At 72.2% G+C, this 19045-nt stretch carries 17 protein-coding genes; 7 read left to right on the top strand and 10 right to left on the bottom strand.

Annotated features, from left to right (window positions below):
• Positions 1 to 85: 85 nt before the first annotated feature.
• Both BN1197_RS13880 and BN1197_RS13885 read right to left on the bottom strand, forming a co-directional pair.
• Positions 86 to 553 (bottom strand): OsmC family protein, encoded by a 468-nt coding sequence (locus tag BN1197_RS13880; RefSeq protein WP_040160675.1) that lies wholly within the window; start codon positions 551 to 553, stop codon positions 86 to 88.
• 139 nt (positions 554 to 692) lie between these two features.
• Positions 693 to 1457 carry an SDR family NAD(P)-dependent oxidoreductase gene (locus BN1197_RS13885; RefSeq protein WP_040160677.1) on the bottom strand — a complete coding sequence of 255 codons (765 nt, stop codon included), beginning with the start codon at positions 1455 to 1457 and terminating at the stop codon, positions 693 to 695.
• 271 nt (positions 1458 to 1728) lie between these two features.
• Between BN1197_RS13885 and BN1197_RS13890 the strand changes: the two genes are divergently transcribed.
• Positions 1729 to 2361, top strand: a complete 633-nt coding sequence (locus tag BN1197_RS13890) for a TMEM175 family protein (RefSeq protein ID WP_040160679.1) — start codon at positions 1729 to 1731, stop codon at positions 2359 to 2361.
• A gap of 25 nt (positions 2362 to 2386) precedes the next feature.
• A complete protein-coding gene (locus BN1197_RS13895) occupies positions 2387 to 3199 on the top strand; it encodes a PIG-L deacetylase family protein (protein ID WP_176489769.1) in 813 nt (270 codons plus the stop codon).
• 157 nt (positions 3200 to 3356) lie between these two features.
• Here BN1197_RS13895 and ptsP read toward each other — a convergent pair whose 3' ends face one another.
• From ptsP to BN1197_RS13925, 7 genes are all read right to left on the bottom strand, one after another.
• Positions 3357 to 5072 (bottom strand): phosphoenolpyruvate--protein phosphotransferase, encoded by a 1716-nt coding sequence (gene ptsP / locus BN1197_RS13900; protein WP_082043919.1) that lies wholly within the window; start codon positions 5070 to 5072, stop codon positions 3357 to 3359.
• A gap of 4 nt (positions 5073 to 5076) precedes the next feature.
• Positions 5077 to 5346: an HPr family phosphocarrier protein gene (locus BN1197_RS13905; protein WP_040160681.1), complete on the bottom strand. Its 270-nt coding sequence runs from the start codon at positions 5344 to 5346 to the stop codon at positions 5077 to 5079.
• A 112-nt stretch (positions 5347 to 5458) separates the two neighbouring features.
• Positions 5459 to 5629 (bottom strand): hypothetical protein, encoded by a 171-nt coding sequence (locus tag BN1197_RS17160; RefSeq protein WP_217991206.1) that lies wholly within the window; start codon positions 5627 to 5629, stop codon positions 5459 to 5461.
• A gap of 105 nt (positions 5630 to 5734) precedes the next feature.
• Positions 5735 to 7678: a PTS fructose-like transporter subunit IIB gene (locus tag BN1197_RS13910; RefSeq protein ID WP_082043920.1), complete on the bottom strand. Its 1944-nt coding sequence runs from the start codon at positions 7676 to 7678 to the stop codon at positions 5735 to 5737.
• The gene (locus tag BN1197_RS13915; RefSeq protein ID WP_040160683.1) at positions 7675 to 8130 is read right to left on the bottom strand and encodes a PTS sugar transporter subunit IIA; all 456 of its coding nucleotides are present in this window, start codon (positions 8128 to 8130) and stop codon (positions 7675 to 7677) included. The genes BN1197_RS13910 and BN1197_RS13915 overlap by 4 nt, the downstream gene beginning before the upstream one ends.
• A gap of 55 nt (positions 8131 to 8185) precedes the next feature.
• Positions 8186 to 9139, bottom strand: coding sequence for a 1-phosphofructokinase (gene pfkB / locus BN1197_RS13920; RefSeq protein WP_040160685.1), 954 nt, complete (start codon positions 9137 to 9139; stop codon positions 8186 to 8188).
• A complete protein-coding gene (locus BN1197_RS13925; RefSeq protein WP_040160686.1) occupies positions 9136 to 9897 on the bottom strand; it encodes a DeoR/GlpR family DNA-binding transcription regulator in 762 nt (253 codons plus the stop codon). Before BN1197_RS13925 ends, pfkB begins: the two co-directional genes overlap by 4 nt.
• 177 nt (positions 9898 to 10074) lie before the next feature.
• Between BN1197_RS13925 and BN1197_RS13930 the strand changes: the two genes are divergently transcribed.
• The 3 genes from BN1197_RS13930 to BN1197_RS13940 are packed head-to-tail and all read left to right on the top strand — an operon-like array spanning position 10075 to position 14569.
• Positions 10075 to 12801 carry a bifunctional acetate--CoA ligase family protein/GNAT family N-acetyltransferase gene (locus BN1197_RS13930; RefSeq protein ID WP_082043921.1) on the top strand — a complete coding sequence of 909 codons (2727 nt, stop codon included), beginning with the start codon at positions 10075 to 10077 and terminating at the stop codon, positions 12799 to 12801.
• A 32-nt stretch (positions 12802 to 12833) separates the two neighbouring features.
• Positions 12834 to 13427, top strand: coding sequence for a DUF5998 family protein (locus BN1197_RS13935; protein WP_040160688.1), 594 nt, complete (start codon positions 12834 to 12836; stop codon positions 13425 to 13427).
• A gap of 2 nt (positions 13428 to 13429) precedes the next feature.
• On the top strand, positions 13430 to 14569 hold the full coding sequence (locus tag BN1197_RS13940; RefSeq protein ID WP_245851949.1) for an alkaline phosphatase family protein: 1140 nt from the start codon (positions 13430 to 13432) through the stop codon (positions 14567 to 14569).
• 90 nt (positions 14570 to 14659) lie between these two features.
• Here the strand turns inward: BN1197_RS13940 and sepH are convergent, their stop codons facing one another.
• Entirely contained in the window at positions 14660 to 16843 is a 2184-nt protein-coding gene (sepH, locus tag BN1197_RS13945) for a septation protein SepH (RefSeq protein ID WP_040160690.1), read from the bottom strand.
• 196 nt (positions 16844 to 17039) lie between these two features.
• Between sepH and BN1197_RS13950 the strand changes: the two genes are divergently transcribed.
• The gene (locus BN1197_RS13950) at positions 17040 to 18140 is read left to right on the top strand and encodes a ferrochelatase (protein ID WP_245851950.1); all 1101 of its coding nucleotides are present in this window, start codon (positions 17040 to 17042) and stop codon (positions 18138 to 18140) included.
• On the top strand, positions 18137 to 19039 hold the full coding sequence (locus tag BN1197_RS13955) for an inositol monophosphatase family protein (RefSeq protein WP_040160692.1): 903 nt from the start codon (positions 18137 to 18139) through the stop codon (positions 19037 to 19039). Before BN1197_RS13950 ends, BN1197_RS13955 begins: the two co-directional genes overlap by 4 nt.
• Positions 19040 to 19045 lie beyond the last annotated feature (6 nt).

The raw sequence follows: 19045 nt of genomic DNA on the forward strand, positions 1-19045 counted from the left end.
CGCCGATACCGGCACGCCGGGAGGCGTTCCCACGGCCGATCGGTCGCGGACGACCGTGCCGGTCGGTCGCGGACGACGATGCCGATCAGTCGCGGACGACGGTGATCGCCTCGTGCTCGACGGGGAAGTTCATCGAGCTCGCGATGAAGCACGCGGCTCCGGCCTCCTCGTGCAGGCGAGGGACGAGTTCGGCGTGCCCGGGGTCGGTGATCGTCACCCGGGGACGCAGGAGGACGCGGGTGAAGTGGCCGCCGATGCCCGACTGTTCCATCTCACCGACGGGGGTGTCGGTGTAGGCGACGACGGTGACCCCGTGCATCACCGCGACGTGCAGGAACGAGAGCAGGTGGCACTCGCTCAACGCCGCGAGCAGCAGCACCTCGGGATTCCAGCGAGAAGGGTCGCCTCTGAACGGCCGATCTGCCGAGAGCTCCAACGTCGGCCGCCCCTCGCTGTGTGCGAGCACGTCGCGCGAGTAGTCCCGGTAACCGGAGGTGCCGGTACCGAGGTCACCGGTCCACTCCAACTCGAGCTCGTAGGTGTGCGTCGTCATGTCGCACACGTTCGCATTCTTCGCGCGTCACGCGCTCGATCGCGCACCTCGGCGAGACCCATGCGCGATCCGTGCACGTCGACCGCGCACGTCGACGGGGTTCGCGCGTGATGCGCGCGTGTGCGGCCGCGCCCGTGCGTCAGCGCGGGGGCATGCGCAGGGCGCCGTCGAGGCGGATGGCCTCGCCGTTGAGCATGCCGTTGGCGATGATGTGCTCGGCGAGGGCGGCGTACTCCTCGGGGCGTCCGAGGCGGCTCGGGTGGGGGACCATCGCGCCGAGGCTGTCCTTGGTCTCCTGCGGCAGGCTCGCCATCATCGGCGTCTCCATCGTGCCGGGGGCGATGGTCATGACCCGGATGTGCTTGTCGGCGAGGTCGCGCGCGGCCGACAGCGTGAGCCCGACGATCGCGCCCTTGCTCGACGCGTAGGCCGCCTGACCGACCTGCCCGTCCCAGGCGGCGATCGAGGCGGTCATGATGACGACGCCGCGGTCGCCGTCGACCGGCTCGTTGTCGAGCATCGCGTTCGCGGCGAGGCGCAGCACGTTGAACGTGCCGACGAGGTTGATGTCGATGACCGTCTTGTACGTCTCGAGCGGCAGCGGGCCCTTGCGCCCGATGATGCGCCCCGGCGTCGCCACCCCGGCGCAGCACACGGCGATGCGCAGTTCGCCGAGCTCCCTGGCGACGTCGATCGCGGCCTGCACCTGGGCCTCGTCGCGAACGTCGGTCGGCACGAAGCGGACCCGGTCACCGAGCTCGGTGGCGACCGCCTCACCCTGGCTCGTCGGCAGGTCCAGAAGGACCACCGCGGCGCCGTCGGCGTGGAGCCGGCGCGCGGTGGCCTCCCCGAGGCCGGACCCTCCGCCGGTGATGATCGCGACGGTCTGCGGGGTGATCTGCATGGATGCTCCTCGTGTCTTCGGGGCTCTTCAAGGGGGATCATCGGGGCGGGCGCGGGGCGAGGTGCGCACCGCGTTCGAAGTCGTACCGACGCACCGCGTTCGAAGTCGTACCGACCCTATCGCCGAGCCACTCCGCCGGAGCGTGAACGCGACCACAGTGCACCCGCGCGGCACGGCAGAGGCATCGGCGATGACGCCGCGGACGTGCAGGATGAGGTGTCGCGCGTCCGGCCCGGCGACCGGACGCCGCTCGACCACACGAGGAGAGACCATGCCGACCACGCGCCTCGAGGCGTTCAGCGACGGCGTGCTCGCCATCATCATCACGATCATGGTGCTCGAGCTGAAGGTGCCCGAGGGCGACACGTTCGCCTCGCTGTGGAGCTCGACCGGGGGCGGTCTGCTCAGTTACCTGTTGAGCTTCGCCTACGTCGGGATCTACTGGAACAACCACCACCATCTGCTCCATGCGGTCGACACCGTGCGCGGCCCGGGCCTGTGGGCCAACCTCAACCTCCTCTTCTGGCTGAGCCTCATCCCCTTCACCACCGGGTGGATGGACGGCAGCGACTTCGCCCGCACCCCCGTCCTCGTGTACGGCATCGTCCTGCTGCTCGCGGCGGCCGCCTACATCCTGCTGGAGGTCGTGCTGTCCCACGGGGCCGGGGAGGACTCGCCCGCTCACCGCGCTCTCCGACGTGACTCGCCGAGCATCGTCGGCATCGGAGGCAAGGACAGGATGTCGCTCGTGCTCTACTCGACCGGAATCGTGGCAGCGCTGCTCGACGACGTCGTCCTGCCGGCGGGGGCCGGTTCGGTCGTCGCGATCGGGTGCTACGTCGCCGTGGCGCTGCTGTGGTTCATCCCCGACCGCCGCCTGGAGTCGGAGATCCGCGGACGCTGACGGGCCGGTTGCCCGGTCGCGCATCATGGGGAACGTGTCGACCATCGTGTTCTTCCACGCCCACCCCGACGACGAGGCCTCGCAGACCTCCGGAACCATGACGCTCGCCTCTCGCCGGGGTCACCGGGTCGTCGTCGTGTACGGCACCGACGGCGATCACGGGGAGGTGCCGGACGACCTCGCTCCCGGGGAGAGCCTCGTCGCGCGCCGCCGACAGGAGGCCGAGGCATCCGCCCTGGTCACCGGCACCGCACGGCTGGCGTGGCTCGGCTACGAGGACTCCGGTATGACGGGGTGGGAGCAGAACGCCGGCAAGCGCAGCTTCCACACCGCCGACCTCGACGAGGCCGCCGGGCGCCTCGCCGCGATCCTCGACGAGGAGGACGCCGACGTGCTCGTCACCTACGACTGGCACGGCGGCTACGGCCACCCCGATCACGTCAAGGCCCACCAGGTCGCTCACCGCGCCGCCGACCTCGCGGCCCGCCGCCCCCGCGTGCTGGAGTCGACGATGAACCGCGACCACCTGCGACGCGTCATGGCGATGGCCGCGGAGGCAGGTCTGCTGCCCGCCGACGGTCGTGGAATGGACGTCGACGGCCCGGCCGACGACGGGAATCCGTTCGGCACACCGGAATCGGAGATCCACTGGGCCGTCGACATCAGCGACGCCGTCGACGCCAAACGCGCCGCGCTCGCCTGCCACGCGAGTCAGGTCACCGACATCGGCATGTTCCTCGCCATCCCGATCGAGCACTTTCGCACCGGCTTCGGGCGGGAGTTCTACATCGAGCCGGGCCGCGAGGCGGGCATGGTCGAGGCGTGGCCCTTCGACTGAGTGCCGTCACCTCGCGCACTTCGTCCCGCAGCCCTCGCCGACATGGAAGATGGGATGGCAGCCGAACAGGGGTGATCACCCCGGTGTCGCTGCCATCCCATCTTCCATCTCGTCGACTCCGGTCGGGAGACGCGCTTCGTCGCGAGAGGAGTGCGCCTCAGAGCAGGTCGATGAGGTTGGGGTGCGCGAGGGCGAGCACGGCCTCCTTGGCGGCGACGGACGTCTGGGCGTTGACGGCGTAGGCGGCCATCTGCTGGCACGTCGAGTAGTCGTGCAGACGCAGGGCGGCGCGCACCGCGGAGACGCGCCCGGGCGCCATCGACAGCGAGGAGACACCGAGGCCGACGAGCACGAGCGCGAGGAGCGGATCGCCGCCGGCCTCGCCGCACACCCCGACGGGCTTGCCGGTCGCTCGACCGCCCTCGCAGGTGAGCCTGACGAGCTGCAGCAACGCGGGCTGCCACGGATCGAGCAGGGGAGCGAGCTCGCCCTGCATGCGGTCGGCGGCCATCGTGTACTGCGAGAGGTCGTTGGTGCCGATCGAGGCGAAGTCGACGATCGAGAGCATCTGCTCGGCGCGCAGGGCAGCGGCGGGGATCTCGACCATGACCCCGACCTTGGGCAGCCCCGCAGCCCGAACCTTCTCCGCGAAGTACTCGGCCTCGTCGAGGGTCGCCACCATCGGCGCCATGACCCGCACGTCACCGCCGGTGGCGCGGTAGGCGGCGCCGAGGGCCTCGATCTGGGTGTCGAGCAGGTCCTCGCGGATCATCCCCAGACGCAGGCCGCGGCGGCCGAGCGCGGGATTCTCCTCCTCACCGAGATCGGCGAACGTCAGGGGCTTGTCGGCTCCGGCGTCGAGCGTTCGCACGACGACCCGGCGGTCGCCGAACGCCTCGAACACCCGTGTGTACGTGGCCGTCTGCTCCTCGAGCGAGGGCGCCTGATCGCGTTCGAGAAAGAGGAACTCGGTGCGGAACAGCCCCGATCCCTCGAGGTCCTGGGCCGCGGCGCTCACGGCGTCGTCGGCCGTGCCGATGTTCGCCAGCAACGCGACCTTCTTGCCGTCGCGCGTCGCGCCCTCGCCGCTGCTGCCCGCGAGAGCGGCCCTGCGGCGGCGGCTGCGTTCGGCGAGCTGCTCCTTCTCCTCCTTCGTCGGGGCGACGATGACCTCCCCGACGCCGCCGTCGAGGGCGATCTCGGTCCCCGCGTCGATGAGCATCGCGCCCTTGACCTGCACGACCGCGGGGATGCCGAGCTGGGCGGCGAGGATGGCCGTGTGGCTCGTCGGCCCGCCCGCGGCGGTGACGATGCCGCGCACGGTCTGCGAGGTGAGAGTGGCCGTCTCGGCGGGCGCGAGGTCGTGAGCGACGAGCACCGAGGGCTCGGCGAGTTCGGGCACGCCGGGCTCGGGGACCCCGCGCAGCCGGCAGATCGTGCGATCGCCCACGTCGCGCAGGTCGGTGACCCGCTCGGCCATGTAGCCGCCGAGCGAGGCGAACATCACGCAGTACTCCTCGACGGCCTGATGCACCGCCTGGGTGACACCGACGCCGTTCTTCAACTGGGTGTCGATGCCCGAGGCCAGCCCGGGGTCTTTCGCCATCATCGCGGTGGCCTCGAGGATCGGTCGGGCGTGTTCGCTCGCTCGCCCGGCCCGCTCGGTGAGGCTCGTGGCGACGGCGTCGAGTGCCTCCCGAACCCGTGCGGAGGCCTCCTGCGCGTCGGTCGTCGGCGGCTCGGAGGTGTCGGGACCCGGCGCCGGTCGTACCTGCACCGCCGGGCCCGAGGCCGTCCCCGCAGACACGCCGATGCCGTGCAGGATCTCGTGACCGGGGGCGCCGGCGGGCTGGGGTGAGGAGGGGACGGTCACGACGTCACTCCGCGTCGAGGTCGCGCGAGAGCAGGGCCACGAGGGTGTCGAGCGCGGCCTCGGCGCCCTCGCCCTCGGCCTCGAGGGTCACGGTCTCACCGTGCTTGGCGCCGAGCGCCATGACGGCGAGGATGCTGCGGGCGTCGACCGGCTCGCCGCCCTCCTTCGCGACGGTGACGGGCAGACCGGTGGCCGTGGCCTCCTGCACGAACAGCGCCGCGGGGCGGGCGTGGAGGCCGACGGAGGAGGCGATGCTGACCTGACGAGATGCCATGGGGTTCTCCTTGGAGGGGGTGGTGGATCTGAGGGGGCGGATCTGAGGAGGAAGGGGTGAGGGGTAGGTGAGGATCTCGGGTGTGAAGCCGTGAGCCGGTGTGGTGGAGGGCTCAGGGGGTGACCGGCGCGACCGGCCGGGCCGTGGACTTGAGCGCGACGACGACGAGCGCCATGACGACCGTGCCGACGAGGACGGCGAGGAGGAACATCAGCGGATTGCCGATGAGCGGCACGACCCAGATGCCACCGTGTGGTGCGCGGAGCGTCGAGCCGAACGCCATGACGAGCGCGCCGGTGACNATCTGAGGGGGCGGATCTGAGGAGGAAGGGGTGAGGGGTAGGTGAGGATCTCGGGTGTGAAGCCGTGAGCCGGTGTGGTGGAGGGCTCAGGGGGTGACCGGCGCGACCGGCCGGGCCGTGGACTTGAGCGCGACGACGACGAGCGCCATGACGACCGTGCCGACGAGGACGGCGAGGAGGAACATCAGCGGATTGCCGATGAGCGGCACGACCCAGATGCCACCGTGTGGTGCGCGGAGCGTCGAGCCGAACGCCATGACGAGCGCGCCGGTGACGCCGGAGCCGACGAGGGAGCCGGCGATGACGCGGATCGGGTCGGCGGCGGCGAAGGGGATCGCCCCTTCGGAGATGAACGAGGCGCCGAGCAGCCAGGCCGCGCGGCCGTTCTCGCGTTCGGGAACGGTGAACAGCTTGGGCCGGACCGTCGTGGCCAGGGCCATGGCGAGCGGGGCGACCATGCCGGCGGCCATGACGCAGGCCATGATGCGCATCGGCATCTCGCCGCTGGAGGCCAGACCGGCGGTGGCGAAGACGTACGCGGTCTTGTTGACGGGCCCGCCGAGGTCGAAGCCCATCATCAGGCCGAGGATGAGCCCGAGCAGCATGGCGTTGGCGCCGGACATGCCGTTGAGGCCGTTCGTCATCGCCGTCATGAGCGCCGCGATGGGCCGGCCCAGCAGGAGGATCATCACTGCGCCGGTGACCAGCGTCGAGAGCAGCGGCACGACGACGACGGGCATGACACCGCGAACGCCCTTGTGCACCTTCCAGCCGGAGATCCAGCGGGCCACGAACCCGGCGATGAAGCCGGAGGCGATGCCGCCGAGGAACCCGGCGCCGATGGTCGAGGCGATCATGCCGCCGACGATGCCGGGCACGAGGCCGGGGCGGTCGGCGATGCCGTAGGCGATGTAACCCGAGAGGATCGGCACGAGGAACCCGAACGCGACGCCGCCGATGAGGAACAGCAGGGCCGCCCACTGCATGCCGCTGGTGGGGTCGAAGTTCGCGACGATGTTGACCGCGCCGTCGGTGTCGACGAGGGCGTAGTTCTTCGTCACGTCGATCGCGCCGGTCTCGCCACCGAAGAACTGGGCGAGCATGAACCCGAGCGCGATGAGGATTCCGCCCGCTGCGACGAACGGGATCATGTACGACACGCCGGTCATGAGCCACTGGCGGATCTTCGTGCCGACGCCGGCACCCGAGGGGCCTCCGGAACGGGAGCCTGTCGTCCCGGCCGATGTGGCCGAGGTCGCCGCGGTCGCTGCGGTGGCACCGGCAGCAGGGCGCTGACCCGTCGAGTGCGGGGTGGCACCGGCCGCGGTGCGGGCGGCTCGCGCCTCGCGGGCCTTCTCGGCCGCCTCGGCGACGAGTTCGGCTGCGCCGCCGATGGCCTTCTTGACCTCGACGTCGACGGTGGGCTTGCCGGCGAAGCGTTCCTTGTCCTTGACCTCGAGGCCGTGGGCGAAGATCACCGCGTCGGCGGCGTCGATCGTCGCCTGGTCGAGCGGCTCGGAGCCGGCCGAGCCCTGGGTCTCGACGACCATCTCGTACCCGGCGTCCTCGGCCGCCTGCTCGAGCGCCTCGGCCGCCATGTACGTGTGGGCGATGCCGGTGGGGCACGAGGTGACCCCGACGAGCCGGAGCGGGACGGAGGCGTCCTCGGTCGTCGACGGGGAGGCGCCCGCCGCGGCGGTGGCGTCGGTGTTTCGCGCCCGCTCCTCCTCGGCCAGGCGCACGGCCTCGGCGACGAGCCCGGGGGCACCGCCGATCGCCTTCTTGACCTCGACGTCGACGGTGGGCTTGCCGGCGAAGCGTTCCTTGTCCCTGACCTCGAGACCGTGGGCGAAGATCACCGCGTCGGCGGCGTCGATCGTCGCCTGGTCCAGGGGCGTCGAACCCGCCGAGCCCTGGGTCTCCACGACGATCTCGTGGCCGGCCTCCTCGGCCGCCTGCTCGAGCGCCTCCGCCGCCATGTACGTGTGGGCGATGCCGGTGGGGCAGGAGGTCACTCCGACGAGTCTCATGCGTTCACGACCTCCCGATCGACGACGTCGACGACGGTCTCCGGGTCGGTGGCGGTGCGCAGGGCGTCCTTGAACTCGCTGCGCATGAGTTTGCGGGCGAGCTTGGCGAGGATCGCGAGGTGGTCCTCGCCACCGCCCTCGGGCGCGGCGATGAGGAAGATCAGGTGCGCCGGGCCGTCCTCGGCACCCCAGTCGATGCCGTTCTCGGAGCGACCGAAGGCCAGGGAGGGAACGGAGACGTGCGCGCTGCGGCAGTGCGGGATGCCGATGCCGCCGGGCAGGCCGGTGGCCATCTGCGCCTCGCGCGCGGCGACGTCGGTGAGGAACCCGTCGAGGTCGGTGACGCGCCCGGTCGTGACGAGGGTCTCGGCGAGACGGCGCGTGGCCTTCTGCCGGTCGTCGGTCTCGAGGCCGAGGATGACCTGTTCCGCGGAGATGAGGGGGTTGTTCACGAGATGCTCCTTCGATTCGGTCGGTGAGCGGATCAGTCGGTGATCGGTGAGCGGATCAGTCGGTGAGCAGGACGCTCCGAGCGGGGTCCTGGTCGAGCCTGACACGGACGGCGGCCACGTGGGGGACCGAGGGGACCTCCGTTCCGGGGAGGGCGACGGCGGCCGCGCCGAACGCCACGGCCTGGGCGAGCGCGTCGGTCGACCCGGCACCCCGGTCCAGGGCGAGGAGGTGACCGGCGAGGGTGCAGTCGCCCGCACCGACGGTCGAGACCGGCCGTTCGACCTGCGCGGAGGCGTGGACGACCTCCTCGGCGGTGACGAGCAGTGCGCCGTCGCGTCCCAGGGAGACCAGGACCTCGCCGATGCCGCCGGCGATGAGATCCCGGGCGGCGTCGACGACCTCGCCGATCGTGCCGAGGTCGGCGCCGACGAGTTCGCCGAGTTCGACGCGGTTGGGCTTGATGAGGTCGGGGCCCGCGGGGACCGCGGCGGACAGTGGGGCGCCGGAGGTGTCGATCGCCGCCCGGCAGCCGCTCTCGTGGGCGAGCCTCACGAGGTCGGCGTAGAAGTCGCCGGCGACCCCGCCGGGCAGGCTGCCGCAGCCGACGATCCACGCACCGGGGGCGGTGCGCACGGCATCGCGCACCGCATCGAGGAAGGCGACGACCTCGTCGGCGGCGAGCAGCGGGCCGGGTTCGTTGACCTTGGTCGTCGCACCACCGGGCTCGACGATCGCCACGTTCGCGCGGATCGACTCGGCGATGGGGACGGTGAGCACCGGCACGCCGGTGGCCTGCAGCAGCTCGGTCATCATGCGGCCGTGCGCGCCCCCGACGGGCAGCACCGCGAGAGTGGCCCCGCCGTGCACGTCGATGGCACGCGAGACGTTGATGCCCTTGCCGCCGGGGTCGACACGGGTCGTCCTCGCGCGGTTGACCTCTCCGTGACGCAGGGCGTCGACGCCGATCGTGCGGTCGACGCTCGGGTTGGGGGTGACGGTGACGATCATGCGAGGAGGACCTCCGGTCCGCGGTTGGCGAGCTCGGTCACCGTCTCGGTGTCGAGGCCGGAGTCGGTGACGATGGTGTCGATCGATCCCAGCTCGCAGAAGCGGTGGAAGTGGTTGGTGCCGATCTTCGAGTGGTCGCACACGACGACGACCCGGGTGGTGGCGGCGATCATCGCGCGCTTGGTCATGGCCTCGGACTCCTCCGGGGTCGTCAGGCCGCGGGCCACCGTGAGCCCGTTGGTCCCGATGAACGCGACGTCGATGTGCACGTCGGCGAGCGCGTCGACGGCCCAGGGGCCCACGGCCGCGAGTGTGCGGGGGCGGACCCGCCCGCCGAGCAGGTGCAGGTCGATGTCGGTGCGCCGGGCGAGGATGCCCGCGATGGTGATCGAGTCGGTGACGACGGTGAGCTCACGGCCCTGGGGGAGCAGCTCGGCGACGGCGGCGGTCGTGGTCCCGGCGTCGAGGAGGACGACGCCGTGCTCGGGCACGAGGTCGACGGCGAGGCGGGCGATGCGCTCCTTCTCGGCCTGATGGTGCTGGGCGCGGGTCTCGAGCGTGGGTTCGAACCCGAGGCGCTCGATGGCGATGGCGCCGCCGTGCACCCGGCGGACGAGGCCGTGCCGTTCGAGCACCGTGAGGTCGCGGCGGATCGTCTCGGGTGTGACCGCGAGGGAGTCGGCGAGGTCGGCCACCTCGACCCGGGTCGTGCGCCGCGCGAGGTCGACGATGAACGTGTGTCGCTCGTGCTGGTGCATCGATGCGCTCCTCGTGTCCGGATGGTGTGCCCGACGATAGTGGGGGTGCGCCCGTTTGCCCAGAGTTTTCGCAAACGAATCTGTCCGTAACAACATCTTCGGGCGGCAGTGCGTCGGGCGTGTCCGATCCCGGCTCGTCGCAGGCCCCGGAGCGGTGCTGCGTGGAATGATCGTGTCATGGCCGACGACGCCCCCCGACCCGCCGAGACCGACGCCGAGGGCGCAGCCGCACCCGCCCCGTCGCCCCAGGAGCGTCCCGAGTCCTACCCCGCCGAATGGGAGGCCGACGTCGTCCTGCGCGACGGCACCGTGGCCAACGTGCGGCCCATCGTGCCCGCCGACGCGGCCGGCATCCGCGCCTTCCACGCCGGCCAGTCCGAGGAATCGATCTACCTGCGGTTCTTCGCGCCGATCAAGGAGCTCTCGGACCGTGACGTCCACCGCTTCACCCACGTCGACTACGACGCCCGGGCCGCGATCGTCACGACGATCAAGGACACGATCATCGGCATCGGCCGCTACGACCGCCTCGACGACCCGAGCGTCGCGGAGGTGGCCTTCAACATCTCCGACCACCACCAGGGCAAGGGCGTCGGCTCGGTCCTGCTCGAGCACCTCGCGGCCATCGCCCAGGAGCGCGGGATCCGCCGCTTCGTCGCCGACGTGCTGCCGCAGAACCGCAAGATGATGAACGTCTTCATCGATGCGGGCTACGAGGTCAAGCACCACTTCGACGACGGCGTCATCGCCGTGGAGTTCCCCATCGACCCCACCGACAAGAGCCTCGCGGTGCAGCTCGCCCGCGAGCATCGCGCGGAGGCACAGAGCATGGCCGGGGTCCTCGCGCCGAGATCGGTCGCCGTCGTCGGCGCCAGTCGCCGGCCCGATGCCATCGGCTCGCTCGTGCTCGACAACATCCTCGACGCCGGGTTCGCCGGCGAGGTGTACCTCGTCAACTCCGAGACCACCTCGGTACGTGGCCTGCCGGCGCATTCCAGGGTGACCGACATCGACGGGCCGGTCGACATGGCCGTCATCGCGGTGCCGGCCGATCGCGTGCTCGACGTCGTCGACGACTGCGCCGAGGCCGGGGTCAAGGTGCTCGTCGTCGTCTCCTCGGGGTTCGCCGAGGCCGGGCGCCAGGGGGAGGAACGGCAGGCCGAGCTGCTGCGCCGGGCGCGGGAGAACGGTATGCGGGTCTTCGGACCCCGTTCCTTCGGCGTCGTCAACAACGACCCGGACGTGCGCCTGGTGGCCACCATCACGCGGCACGTCCCGCCGCGAGGCTCCCTCGGTCTGTGCAGTCAGAGCGGCGGCATCGGTGTGGGTCTGCTCGCCTCGGTCACCCGCCGCAGGCTCGGTGTCTCGGTGTTCGCCTCCACGGGAAACCGCGTCGACGTGTCGACCAACGACCTCATGCAGTACTTCATCGACGACGACCACACCGCCTCGGTGGGGTTGTTCCTCGAGTCCATCGGCAACCCGCGCAAGTTCTCGCGCATCGCCCGCCAGCTCGCCAAACGCAAGCCCGTCATCGCCGTGAAGACCGGCAGCATCGGCACGGTGCCGCCGGGCCACCGCGCCCGCGCCTCCCGCGTGGGGGAGAAGGCGATCGCCTCGCTGCTCGACCAGGCGGGGGTCATCCGCGCCGCGAGCATCCACGAACTCGTCGACATCGCCGAACTCGTCAGCCACCAGCCGCTGCCGGCCGGGCCGCGGATCGCGATCGTCGGCAACGCCCTCGGCCTCGCGCAGGTGGTCGCCGACGCGGCCGTGCGGGCCGGTCTCAAGGTGACCCACGGGCCGGTCACCCTTCCGACGGTGAGCACCGCCACCCAGCTCGCCGACGCCGCCGAGAAGGCGTTCACCGACCCCGAGGTCGACAGCGTCGTCGTGTGTGTGACGGCACCGATGAAGTCGAGCGACGAGGAGGTGGCCAGCGCGATCGCGCACACGGCGTGGCCCTACGGCAAGCCGTGCATCGCGACGTTCTTCGGCATGCGCGACGTCACCGAGATCATGCACCGGGCCGGGCGCCCGCGTTCCAGCGGCGGCCGCTACATCGTCCCGGCCTACAAGACGCCACTCGACGGCGTGGCCGCGTTGGGCCGGGTGACGGAGTACGCCCGGTGGCGCGACAGCGAACGCGGCACGGTCATCCGCCCCGACGGGCTCAACAAGACCGCGGCCCGGCACATCGTCGACCGCGTGCTCGAGGAGTCCCCGCAGGGACGCGCCCTCGACGCCGACGAGGCCACGACGTTGCTCGCCGCCTACGGGCTCGACGTGTGGCCGATGATCCCGGTCGCCGGCACCGAGGAGGCCGTCGACGCCGCCCGCCGCTTCGAGGGCCACGTGGTCATCCGCTCGATGCTGCCGGCCGTGAGGTCGATCCCCGGCGGCATCCGCGGCGGGCTCAACGACGACGCCGCCGTCGCCGCGGCGTACGAGGCGCTCGCCCAGCAGTTCGCCTACGCCGGTGACCCGATGCTCGTCGTGCAACGGATGGCACCGGTGGGAGTCGCCACCGTCGTCCGGTCGGTGGAGGATCCGCTGTTCGGGCCGGTCGTCTCCTTCGGGGTCTCCGGTCCCGTCTCCGAACTGCTGGACGACGTCTCACACCGCATCCCGCCGCTGACCGACGTCGACGCCAAGGGCATGCTCACCGACATCCGGTCGGCACCCATCCTGCAGGGATACCGCGGCGCCCAGCCGGCCGATCTGTCCGCGCTCGCCGACGTGCTCGTGCGCGTCTCGGCCCTCGCCGACGACGTCCCCGAGGTCGCCCAGCTCGAGCTCAACCCCGTCAACGCCCACCCGGGCGGGGCCGACGTGCTCGGCGCCGAGATCGTGCTCGCACCCGCCGGGATGCGCACCGACGCCGGACGGCGGGCCCTCACATGAACCGGCGCAGGCCGTCAGGGGACACTGGGGGAATGAGTTTCTCGTCACGATCGCCCGCGCAGGGTGCGCTGCCGCCCGAGGTGGGCCGCGACATCGAACGCGCCGGGTACTACCCCGCCCTCGTCCAGGACGTGGTCCGGACGGCGCTCGCCGGCGACGAGGTGGTCTCCCACCTCGTCCACCAGGAGACGACGTTCGACCACGACTCCGTCCGACGCCACGTCACGGTGCTCGTGCTCACACGCACCAGGCTCGTCGTCGCCCACGCCGACGACCACGTCGAGGAGGGGGCGCCCGTGGGGACGGCGACCGCGACCACCGAGAGCGTGCCGCTGTCGGGCGTGCGCGGTGTCATGCTCACCCACGTCGTCGCCGATCCGGCCTCCTACCGGCCCGGCGTACTCGGGCACGAGATCACCGTGACGATCGGGTGGGGCTCGGTGAGCCGGGTCGACCTGCTGCCCGCCACCTGCGGGGATCCGGGCTGCGACGCCGACCACGGCTACGAAGGCACCCTCACGGCCGACGACATCAGCCTGCGCGTCAGCGCCGTCGCCGACGGTGAGGCCGCGCTCTCGCAGGCCGTCGCGTTCGCCTCCGCCCTGCAGTCGGCCACGGCGCGCTGATCGTGACCGTTCCCGCCGACCTGCTGTCTCCGTTCCCCGCCTACGACGGCGGCGGACTCGCCGACGTGCTGCCGTCGGTGTGTGACGCGCTGGGAGTCCCCGATGTCGTCGGACGCCTGCCGGTCCCCGAATGCCGCCGAGCCGTCGTCGTGCTCGTCGACGGTCTCGGCGATGCGCTGCTGCGACGGCGCAGTGGACACGCGCCGTTCCTGCGCTCACTGCTGCCGGGCGGCCGCACGCTGCTCTCGGGATTCCCGTCGACGACGGCGACGAGCATGGGCACGTTCGGCACCGGGTTGCCGCCGGGCGCGCACGGCATGCTCGGCTACACGGTGTTCGTCCCGGGTGCCGACAAGCTGTTCAACGAGCTGAGCTGGGAGGACGGGCCCGACCCCTACCTGTGGCAGCCGCGGCCCACGCTCTTCCTCGAGGCCGAGCGGGCCGGGGTGGCCGTCACCCGCGTCGGGCCCGGGTACTTCGACGGGTCAGGCCTGACGAACGCGGCCCTGCGCGGGGGTGGGTTCGTCGCAGCGAGCTCTCTCGCCGATCGCGTCGACGCCTCCCTCGCGGCGCTGCGTCAGGATCCGCGGGCGCTGGTCTACCTGTACTGGGGCGACGTCGACAAGATCGGTCACGTCCGGGGACCCGAGAGCTGGCAGTGGGGGGCCGAGCTCGAGTCGGTCGACGGCGAGCTGCGCCGCCTCGCCGCGCTCGTCCCCGACGACACGGCCATCGTGGTCACGGCCGACCACGGCATGGTCACGAGCCCCCTCGACAAGCGCATCGACCTCGCGACCGACGCCGAGCTCGCGGCGGGGGTCCGCCACGCCGGAGGAGAACCGCGCGCGCTGCAACTCTTCTGCGAACCGGGCGCGACGGACGACGTCCTCGCCACGTGGACCGCGCGGCTCGAGGACCGAGCCTGGGTCGTCCCCGGCTCACGTGCGGAGGAGTTGTTCGGCACCGTCGAGGACGACATGCGCGACCGGCTGCCCGACGTCGTCGCCGTCATGCGCGGAGACGAGGCGATCGTCGACTCGCGCACCCAGCGCCAGGAGGTGCGCAGCCTGCTCGGCCTGCACGGATCACTCACCGCCGACGAGCTGACGATCCCCTTCCTCGTCGTCCCTCCGCGCCGCTGAGTTCTGCGATCCGCGCGGCGCGTTCACCTCGATCGTTGACGAGGTCGCCGGCGCGCTGCGTCACTCCGCGCTGCGTCGCTCCTCGCTGAGTCACTCCTCGCCGGGCTTGGCCCCGAACATGATGTCGTCCCAGGCCGGAACGCTCGCGCGCCCGCGTCGCCGCGCGGAGGACTGCTTGCGCGGGGGAGCCGGCTTCGGGGTCGTGTCGGGACGCGGCTGCGGGGAGGTGCCGTCGCTCGGCGGCGTCTCGGAACGGGGCTGGTTCGTCGGAGGCTGGGTGGATCTCGGCTTGGTGGATCGAGGCTGAGTGGATCGAGGCCGAGCGTCGGGCCGGGACGGCGAACGCGGGGCGGGTGCCTCGGCCGGGCGCGGTTCCTCCGGCATCGCGGCCCGGTCGGCGGGCTGCGGCGAGGCGGTGGTCTCCGTCGCCGGCGCGCTCGCGGGGCTCTGCGCCGCGGGCCGTGCTGCCGACTTCTTCGTGCGTCGCCGGGTGCGCTTGGCAGCGGTCGGAGCGTCGGCCTGAGTGCCGGTCGGAGCATCGGTCGACCGCGCCGCGGAGGCGGCGGCGCGCGCCGACGGGGAGGTCTCGGCCTGCGCGTCGGTCGCGGGCTCGGTCGCCCGTGGCGTCGCCGACTCCGTCGGTTCCACCGCCGCAGGGGGCTCGGTCGGGGCGGCCGACGTCGACGTGCCCGGCTTGGCGGGCGCGGAAGCGGCCGGAGCGGCGGGAGTGGTGACAGCCGCGTCGTCCTCGTCGAAGGGCAGGTGCGGCTCCTCGTGAGTCGGAGTCGTCGGCGCCTCGGGGTCGGCGGGGAAGGGGTCGTCGGCCTGCCGACCGTCGCGGGCTCCCGCAGCCAGGGCCTCGGCGAGTCCCGGATCCCGGCGCTGATTTTCGTCCGTTCGTGCGAGGGAGGCCGGGCGGGCGTCGTCACCGACGCCCTCGGCCGTGAACGCCGGCCCGTCGCGGCGCGGCGTCGTGGCAGAGCCCGGGGCGGTGTCGGGGGCGGGGGTGCCTGCCTCGCCATCGACAGGCGTGACCTGCTTCTCGCTCCTCACCTGTGCGTCGGCGGCCGCTACCCGCTCGTCGCTGGGCGCCGTCGGTGCGTCGGACGGAGTCGCCCGTCCGTCGGCGACGGGCTCGTCGGCAGCAGGGGAATCCGGGTCGGTCGGGAAGCGACCGCCCGCGGGCTTCTCTACCTGTCGGCCGGCCGGGGCCCCGAGGGCCTCCTCCAGACCGGGGTCGCGCACCTCACCCTCGTCCACCGACTCCTGAGCCACCGCGCGCTCGGTGCCGACGGCGTCGACGGAGTCAGCTGAGTCAGCGACTCTCTCGGTGCTCTCGGTGACCTCGCTGCTCGCGGTGCTCTCGGCCTCGACGTTCTCGGCCTCGCCGACCTCGATCTCGACCCGTGCCGCTCCGGCGCGACCCGTCAGCGCACCCTCGGCCTCGGCCGGGTCGGCGGTCTCCTCGGTGAGCATCGGGTCCTCGTGGGTGACCGTGGCGGGCGAGGCCGTCGCGCGGCGAACACCGCGGCGACGGCTGCGGGCGCGGGAGGTCGAGCGCAACGTCGCCATGAGGTCGGAGCCCTCGTCGACGTGCGGCCGCTCGAGGGCGCGGTGCCCGGCGGGCTCGTACGACTCGTAGCCTTCGTGTCCCTCGTACCTGCCGGTCACCGGGTCGTGGTCGGGGCCCGGGTCGAGCAGATCGGGGTCGTCGTCGGAGAGTCGAGCCGCCTCGCGGTCGAGGGGGGCGAGCGACATCGACGATTTGACGAAGCTCCACGAGGCGCGGCGACGGTGTTCGCCCTCGGTGAAGTCGAGTTCGAGGACCCAGCGGCCGTCGGCGTCGCGCCAGGAGTCCCAGTCGACGTCGTCGATCGAGACCCCGCGGTCGGAGAGTCGCCGGGTGACGCGATCGAGCAGGGTGGGCGATCCGCTGGCCGGCCCGCGCGGACGCAGACGCGCGGCGGTCGCGATGCGGGCGACGTGCTCGCGTTCGGCGAGGATCGGGCCCTCGTAGCGGTGGACCTTCTCCACGCTCCACCCGGCGCGCTCTGCGGCCTCCTCCGCGTCGGCGCCGCCGCGGATGAGTGCCTGGACCTCCACCGGGCTCATCGGAGTGCCCGCGACGTGACCGGGGAGCACCTGGCGGCCGGTGTCCCGCCGCAGGGCCGAACGCAGCGCCGCGTCGATCGGCAGCACGTAGTCGGAGTCACCACCGGTGAGGATGAGGTGGGTTCCGTCCTCCGTGACGCCGGCGAGGCGCAGTGCGTGCATCGAGTCTCTCCCATCGCGTGGACCGGCTCGGCGGGCGAACCCCGAGCGAGAGGGGGTGTGCGCGACCGGTCGACAGACGTGGCCACGATAGCGTGAGCACGAGCGTCGGCACCCCGGACGTGCCGTGACGGTTGCCGATCACGTGTCCGGGCGATGTCGAGACGTCCCAACCCGTTCCCGCAGTTCGAGGAGGATCGTGAGCACGCTCGCGCCCTACGACGCCGTGATGGTCCTGTCCTTCGGAGGCCCCGAGAGCCCGGAGGACGTCATGCCCTTCCTGCGGCACGTCACCGGTGGGCGGGGGATCCCCGATTCCCGCCTCGCCGAGGTCGCCCATCACTACGACATGCGCGGTGGCGTGAGCCCGATCAACGACGAGAACCGCCGGCTCATCGCCGCCCTGAAGAACGAACTGGCGGCCCGCGGAGAGTCGGTGCCCGTCCTCTGGGGCAACCGCCACGCCGCGCCGTTCACCGTCGACGCTCTCCGCGAGGCGGGCGCGCGTCGCATCGTCGTCGTGGTGACCAGCGCGTATCCGTCGTACTCCGGGTGCCGTCAGTACCGCGAGGACCTCGCGGAGGCCGTGGGGGAGATCGCGGCCGAGGCCGACCCGCAGTCCGGTGTGGGCTCCGGCCTGCGCATCGACAAGGTGCGGCCGTACTCCGATCACCCGGGGTTCGTCGAGGCCGCCGCCGACCGCACGGTGGCGACGCTGCGGGCGTTCCTCGCCGAGCACGGTCCGAGCCGCCCGCACCTCGCGTTCGTCACCCACTCCATCCCGGTGGAGATGGAACGCACCTCCGGCCCGCACGGCGGGGCCTATCTCCACCGCCACGCCGAGGTGGTCGAGCAGGTCATGGCACGCGTCCGCGAGATCGCTCCGATCGAGCACAGCCTCGTGTACTGCTCGCGCTCGGGCCCACCGCGGCAGCCGTGGCTCGAGCCCGACATCGGCGACCACCTGCGCGCGCTGTCGGCGGACGGCGTCGACGGCGTCGTCGTCAGCCCGATCGGGTTCGTCGCCGACCACATGGAGGTCGTCCACGACCTCGACACCGAGGCCGCCGGCATCGCCGCCGAACTCGGCCTCGCGTTCACGCGTGTCCCCACGGTGCAGGACGATCCGCGCTTCGTGCGGGGGCTCGTCGACCTCCTCGAGGAGCGGGCTCGTGAGGCCCGCGGCGAGGTCGTCACGCCCGTGAGCGTGTCGGAGGAGCCGTTGCCGTCGGTGTGCGCACCCGGCTGTTGTCCCAACCTGCGGGGCGAGCGCCCCGCGCTCTGCGAGGAGTCCCGATGACCGAGAACCCCACGCCGCTCGTTCCCGACGACGCCGAGCTCGCACGGCTGGAGGCCCTCGCGGTCGACGTCGCCGCGGAGGCCGCCCGGTTCGTCGTCGACCGCCGGGCCGTCGAGCTCGAAGTGACGACGAAGTCCTCCGACGTCGACATCGTCACGGTCATGGACTCCCGCAGCCAGGAGCTCATCGCCCGCCGCTTGCGCGAGGCCCGGCCCCAGGACGCGTTCTTCGGTGAGGAGGACGCCGCCGCACCGGAGGCCCCCTCGGACTCCGGGCCCGGGGAGGGGCGTCTGACCTGGGTCGTCGACCCCATCGACGGCACCGTCAACTACCTCTACGGCTACCCCCAGTACGCCGTGTCGGTGGCCCTCGTCGAGGGCGACCCCACCGTGCCGGGGCGATGGCGTCCGATCGTCGGGGCGGTCGCCGACGCGGTCGCCGGGGTCGTCCACCACGCCCGCCTCGGGGGCGGCGCACACACCCGAAGGGCCGACGGCACCGAGACCGGACTCGCGGTGAGCGAGGCCACCGATCTCGCGACCAGCCTGGTCGCCACCGGCTTCGGCTACGACGCGGCCAAGCGCCGGCGTCAGGCGCTCGCGCTCGCCGAGATCGTCTCCCACATCCGTGACATCCGACGCGGCGGCTCGGCCGCCCTCGACCTCTGCCACGTCGCGGCGGGGCGCGTGGACGGCTACTACGAGATGGGGATCAACCCCTGGGACATGGCCGCCGGTTGGCTCGTCGTCACCGAGGCCGGCGGCACGCTGACCGGCGCGCAGGGAGAACCGCCGTCGACCGACTGCGTCATCGCCGCCGGGCCTGGCGTGTACGCAGAACTCGCTGCTCTGGTCGACGGCGTCGTCGACATCGTCCGCGAGGGCACCCCCCGGGCGTGAGGTCGG

It is taken from the genome of Mobilicoccus massiliensis (genome assembly GCF_000826525.2).
GTDB lineage: Bacteria > Actinomycetota > Actinomycetes > Actinomycetales > Dermatophilaceae > Mobilicoccus > Mobilicoccus massiliensis.

What these genes read in the sequence shown, in the direction of transcription:
- BN1197_RS13905 (WP_040160681.1), bottom strand. Translation starts at nt 5,346, where the DNA reads ATGGCATCTCGTCAGGTCAGCATCGCCTCCTCCGTCGGCCTCCACGCC.
- BN1197_RS13885 (WP_040160677.1), bottom strand. Translation starts at nt 1,457, where the DNA reads ATGCAGATCACCCCGCAGACCGTCGCGATCATCACCGGCGGAGGGTCC.
- BN1197_RS13955 (WP_040160692.1), top strand. Translation starts at nt 18,137, where the DNA reads ATGACCGAGAACCCCACGCCGCTCGTTCCCGACGACGCCGAGCTCGCA.
- BN1197_RS13895 (WP_176489769.1), top strand. Translation starts at nt 2,387, where the DNA reads ATGGGGAACGTGTCGACCATCGTGTTCTTCCACGCCCACCCCGACGAC.
- BN1197_RS17160 (WP_217991206.1), bottom strand. Translation starts at nt 5,629, where the DNA reads ATGGCGTTCGGCTCGACGCTCCGCGCACCACACGGTGGCATCTGGGTC.
- BN1197_RS13880 (WP_040160675.1), bottom strand. Translation starts at nt 553, where the DNA reads ATGACGACGCACACCTACGAGCTCGAGTTGGAGTGGACCGGTGACCTC.
- BN1197_RS13910 (WP_082043920.1), bottom strand. Translation starts at nt 7,678, where the DNA reads ATGAGACTCGTCGGAGTGACCTCCTGCCCCACCGGCATCGCCCACACG.
- BN1197_RS13925 (WP_040160686.1), bottom strand. Translation starts at nt 9,897, where the DNA reads ATGCACCAGCACGAGCGACACACGTTCATCGTCGACCTCGCGCGGCGC.
- pfkB (WP_040160685.1), bottom strand. Translation starts at nt 9,139, where the DNA reads ATGATCGTCACCGTCACCCCCAACCCGAGCGTCGACCGCACGATCGGC.
- BN1197_RS13935 (WP_040160688.1), top strand. Translation starts at nt 12,834, where the DNA reads ATGAGTTTCTCGTCACGATCGCCCGCGCAGGGTGCGCTGCCGCCCGAG.
- sepH (WP_040160690.1), bottom strand. Translation starts at nt 16,843, where the DNA reads ATGCACGCACTGCGCCTCGCCGGCGTCACGGAGGACGGAACCCACCTC.
- BN1197_RS13930 (WP_082043921.1), top strand. Translation starts at nt 10,075, where the DNA reads ATGGCCGACGACGCCCCCCGACCCGCCGAGACCGACGCCGAGGGCGCA.
- BN1197_RS13890 (WP_040160679.1), top strand. Translation starts at nt 1,729, where the DNA reads ATGCCGACCACGCGCCTCGAGGCGTTCAGCGACGGCGTGCTCGCCATC.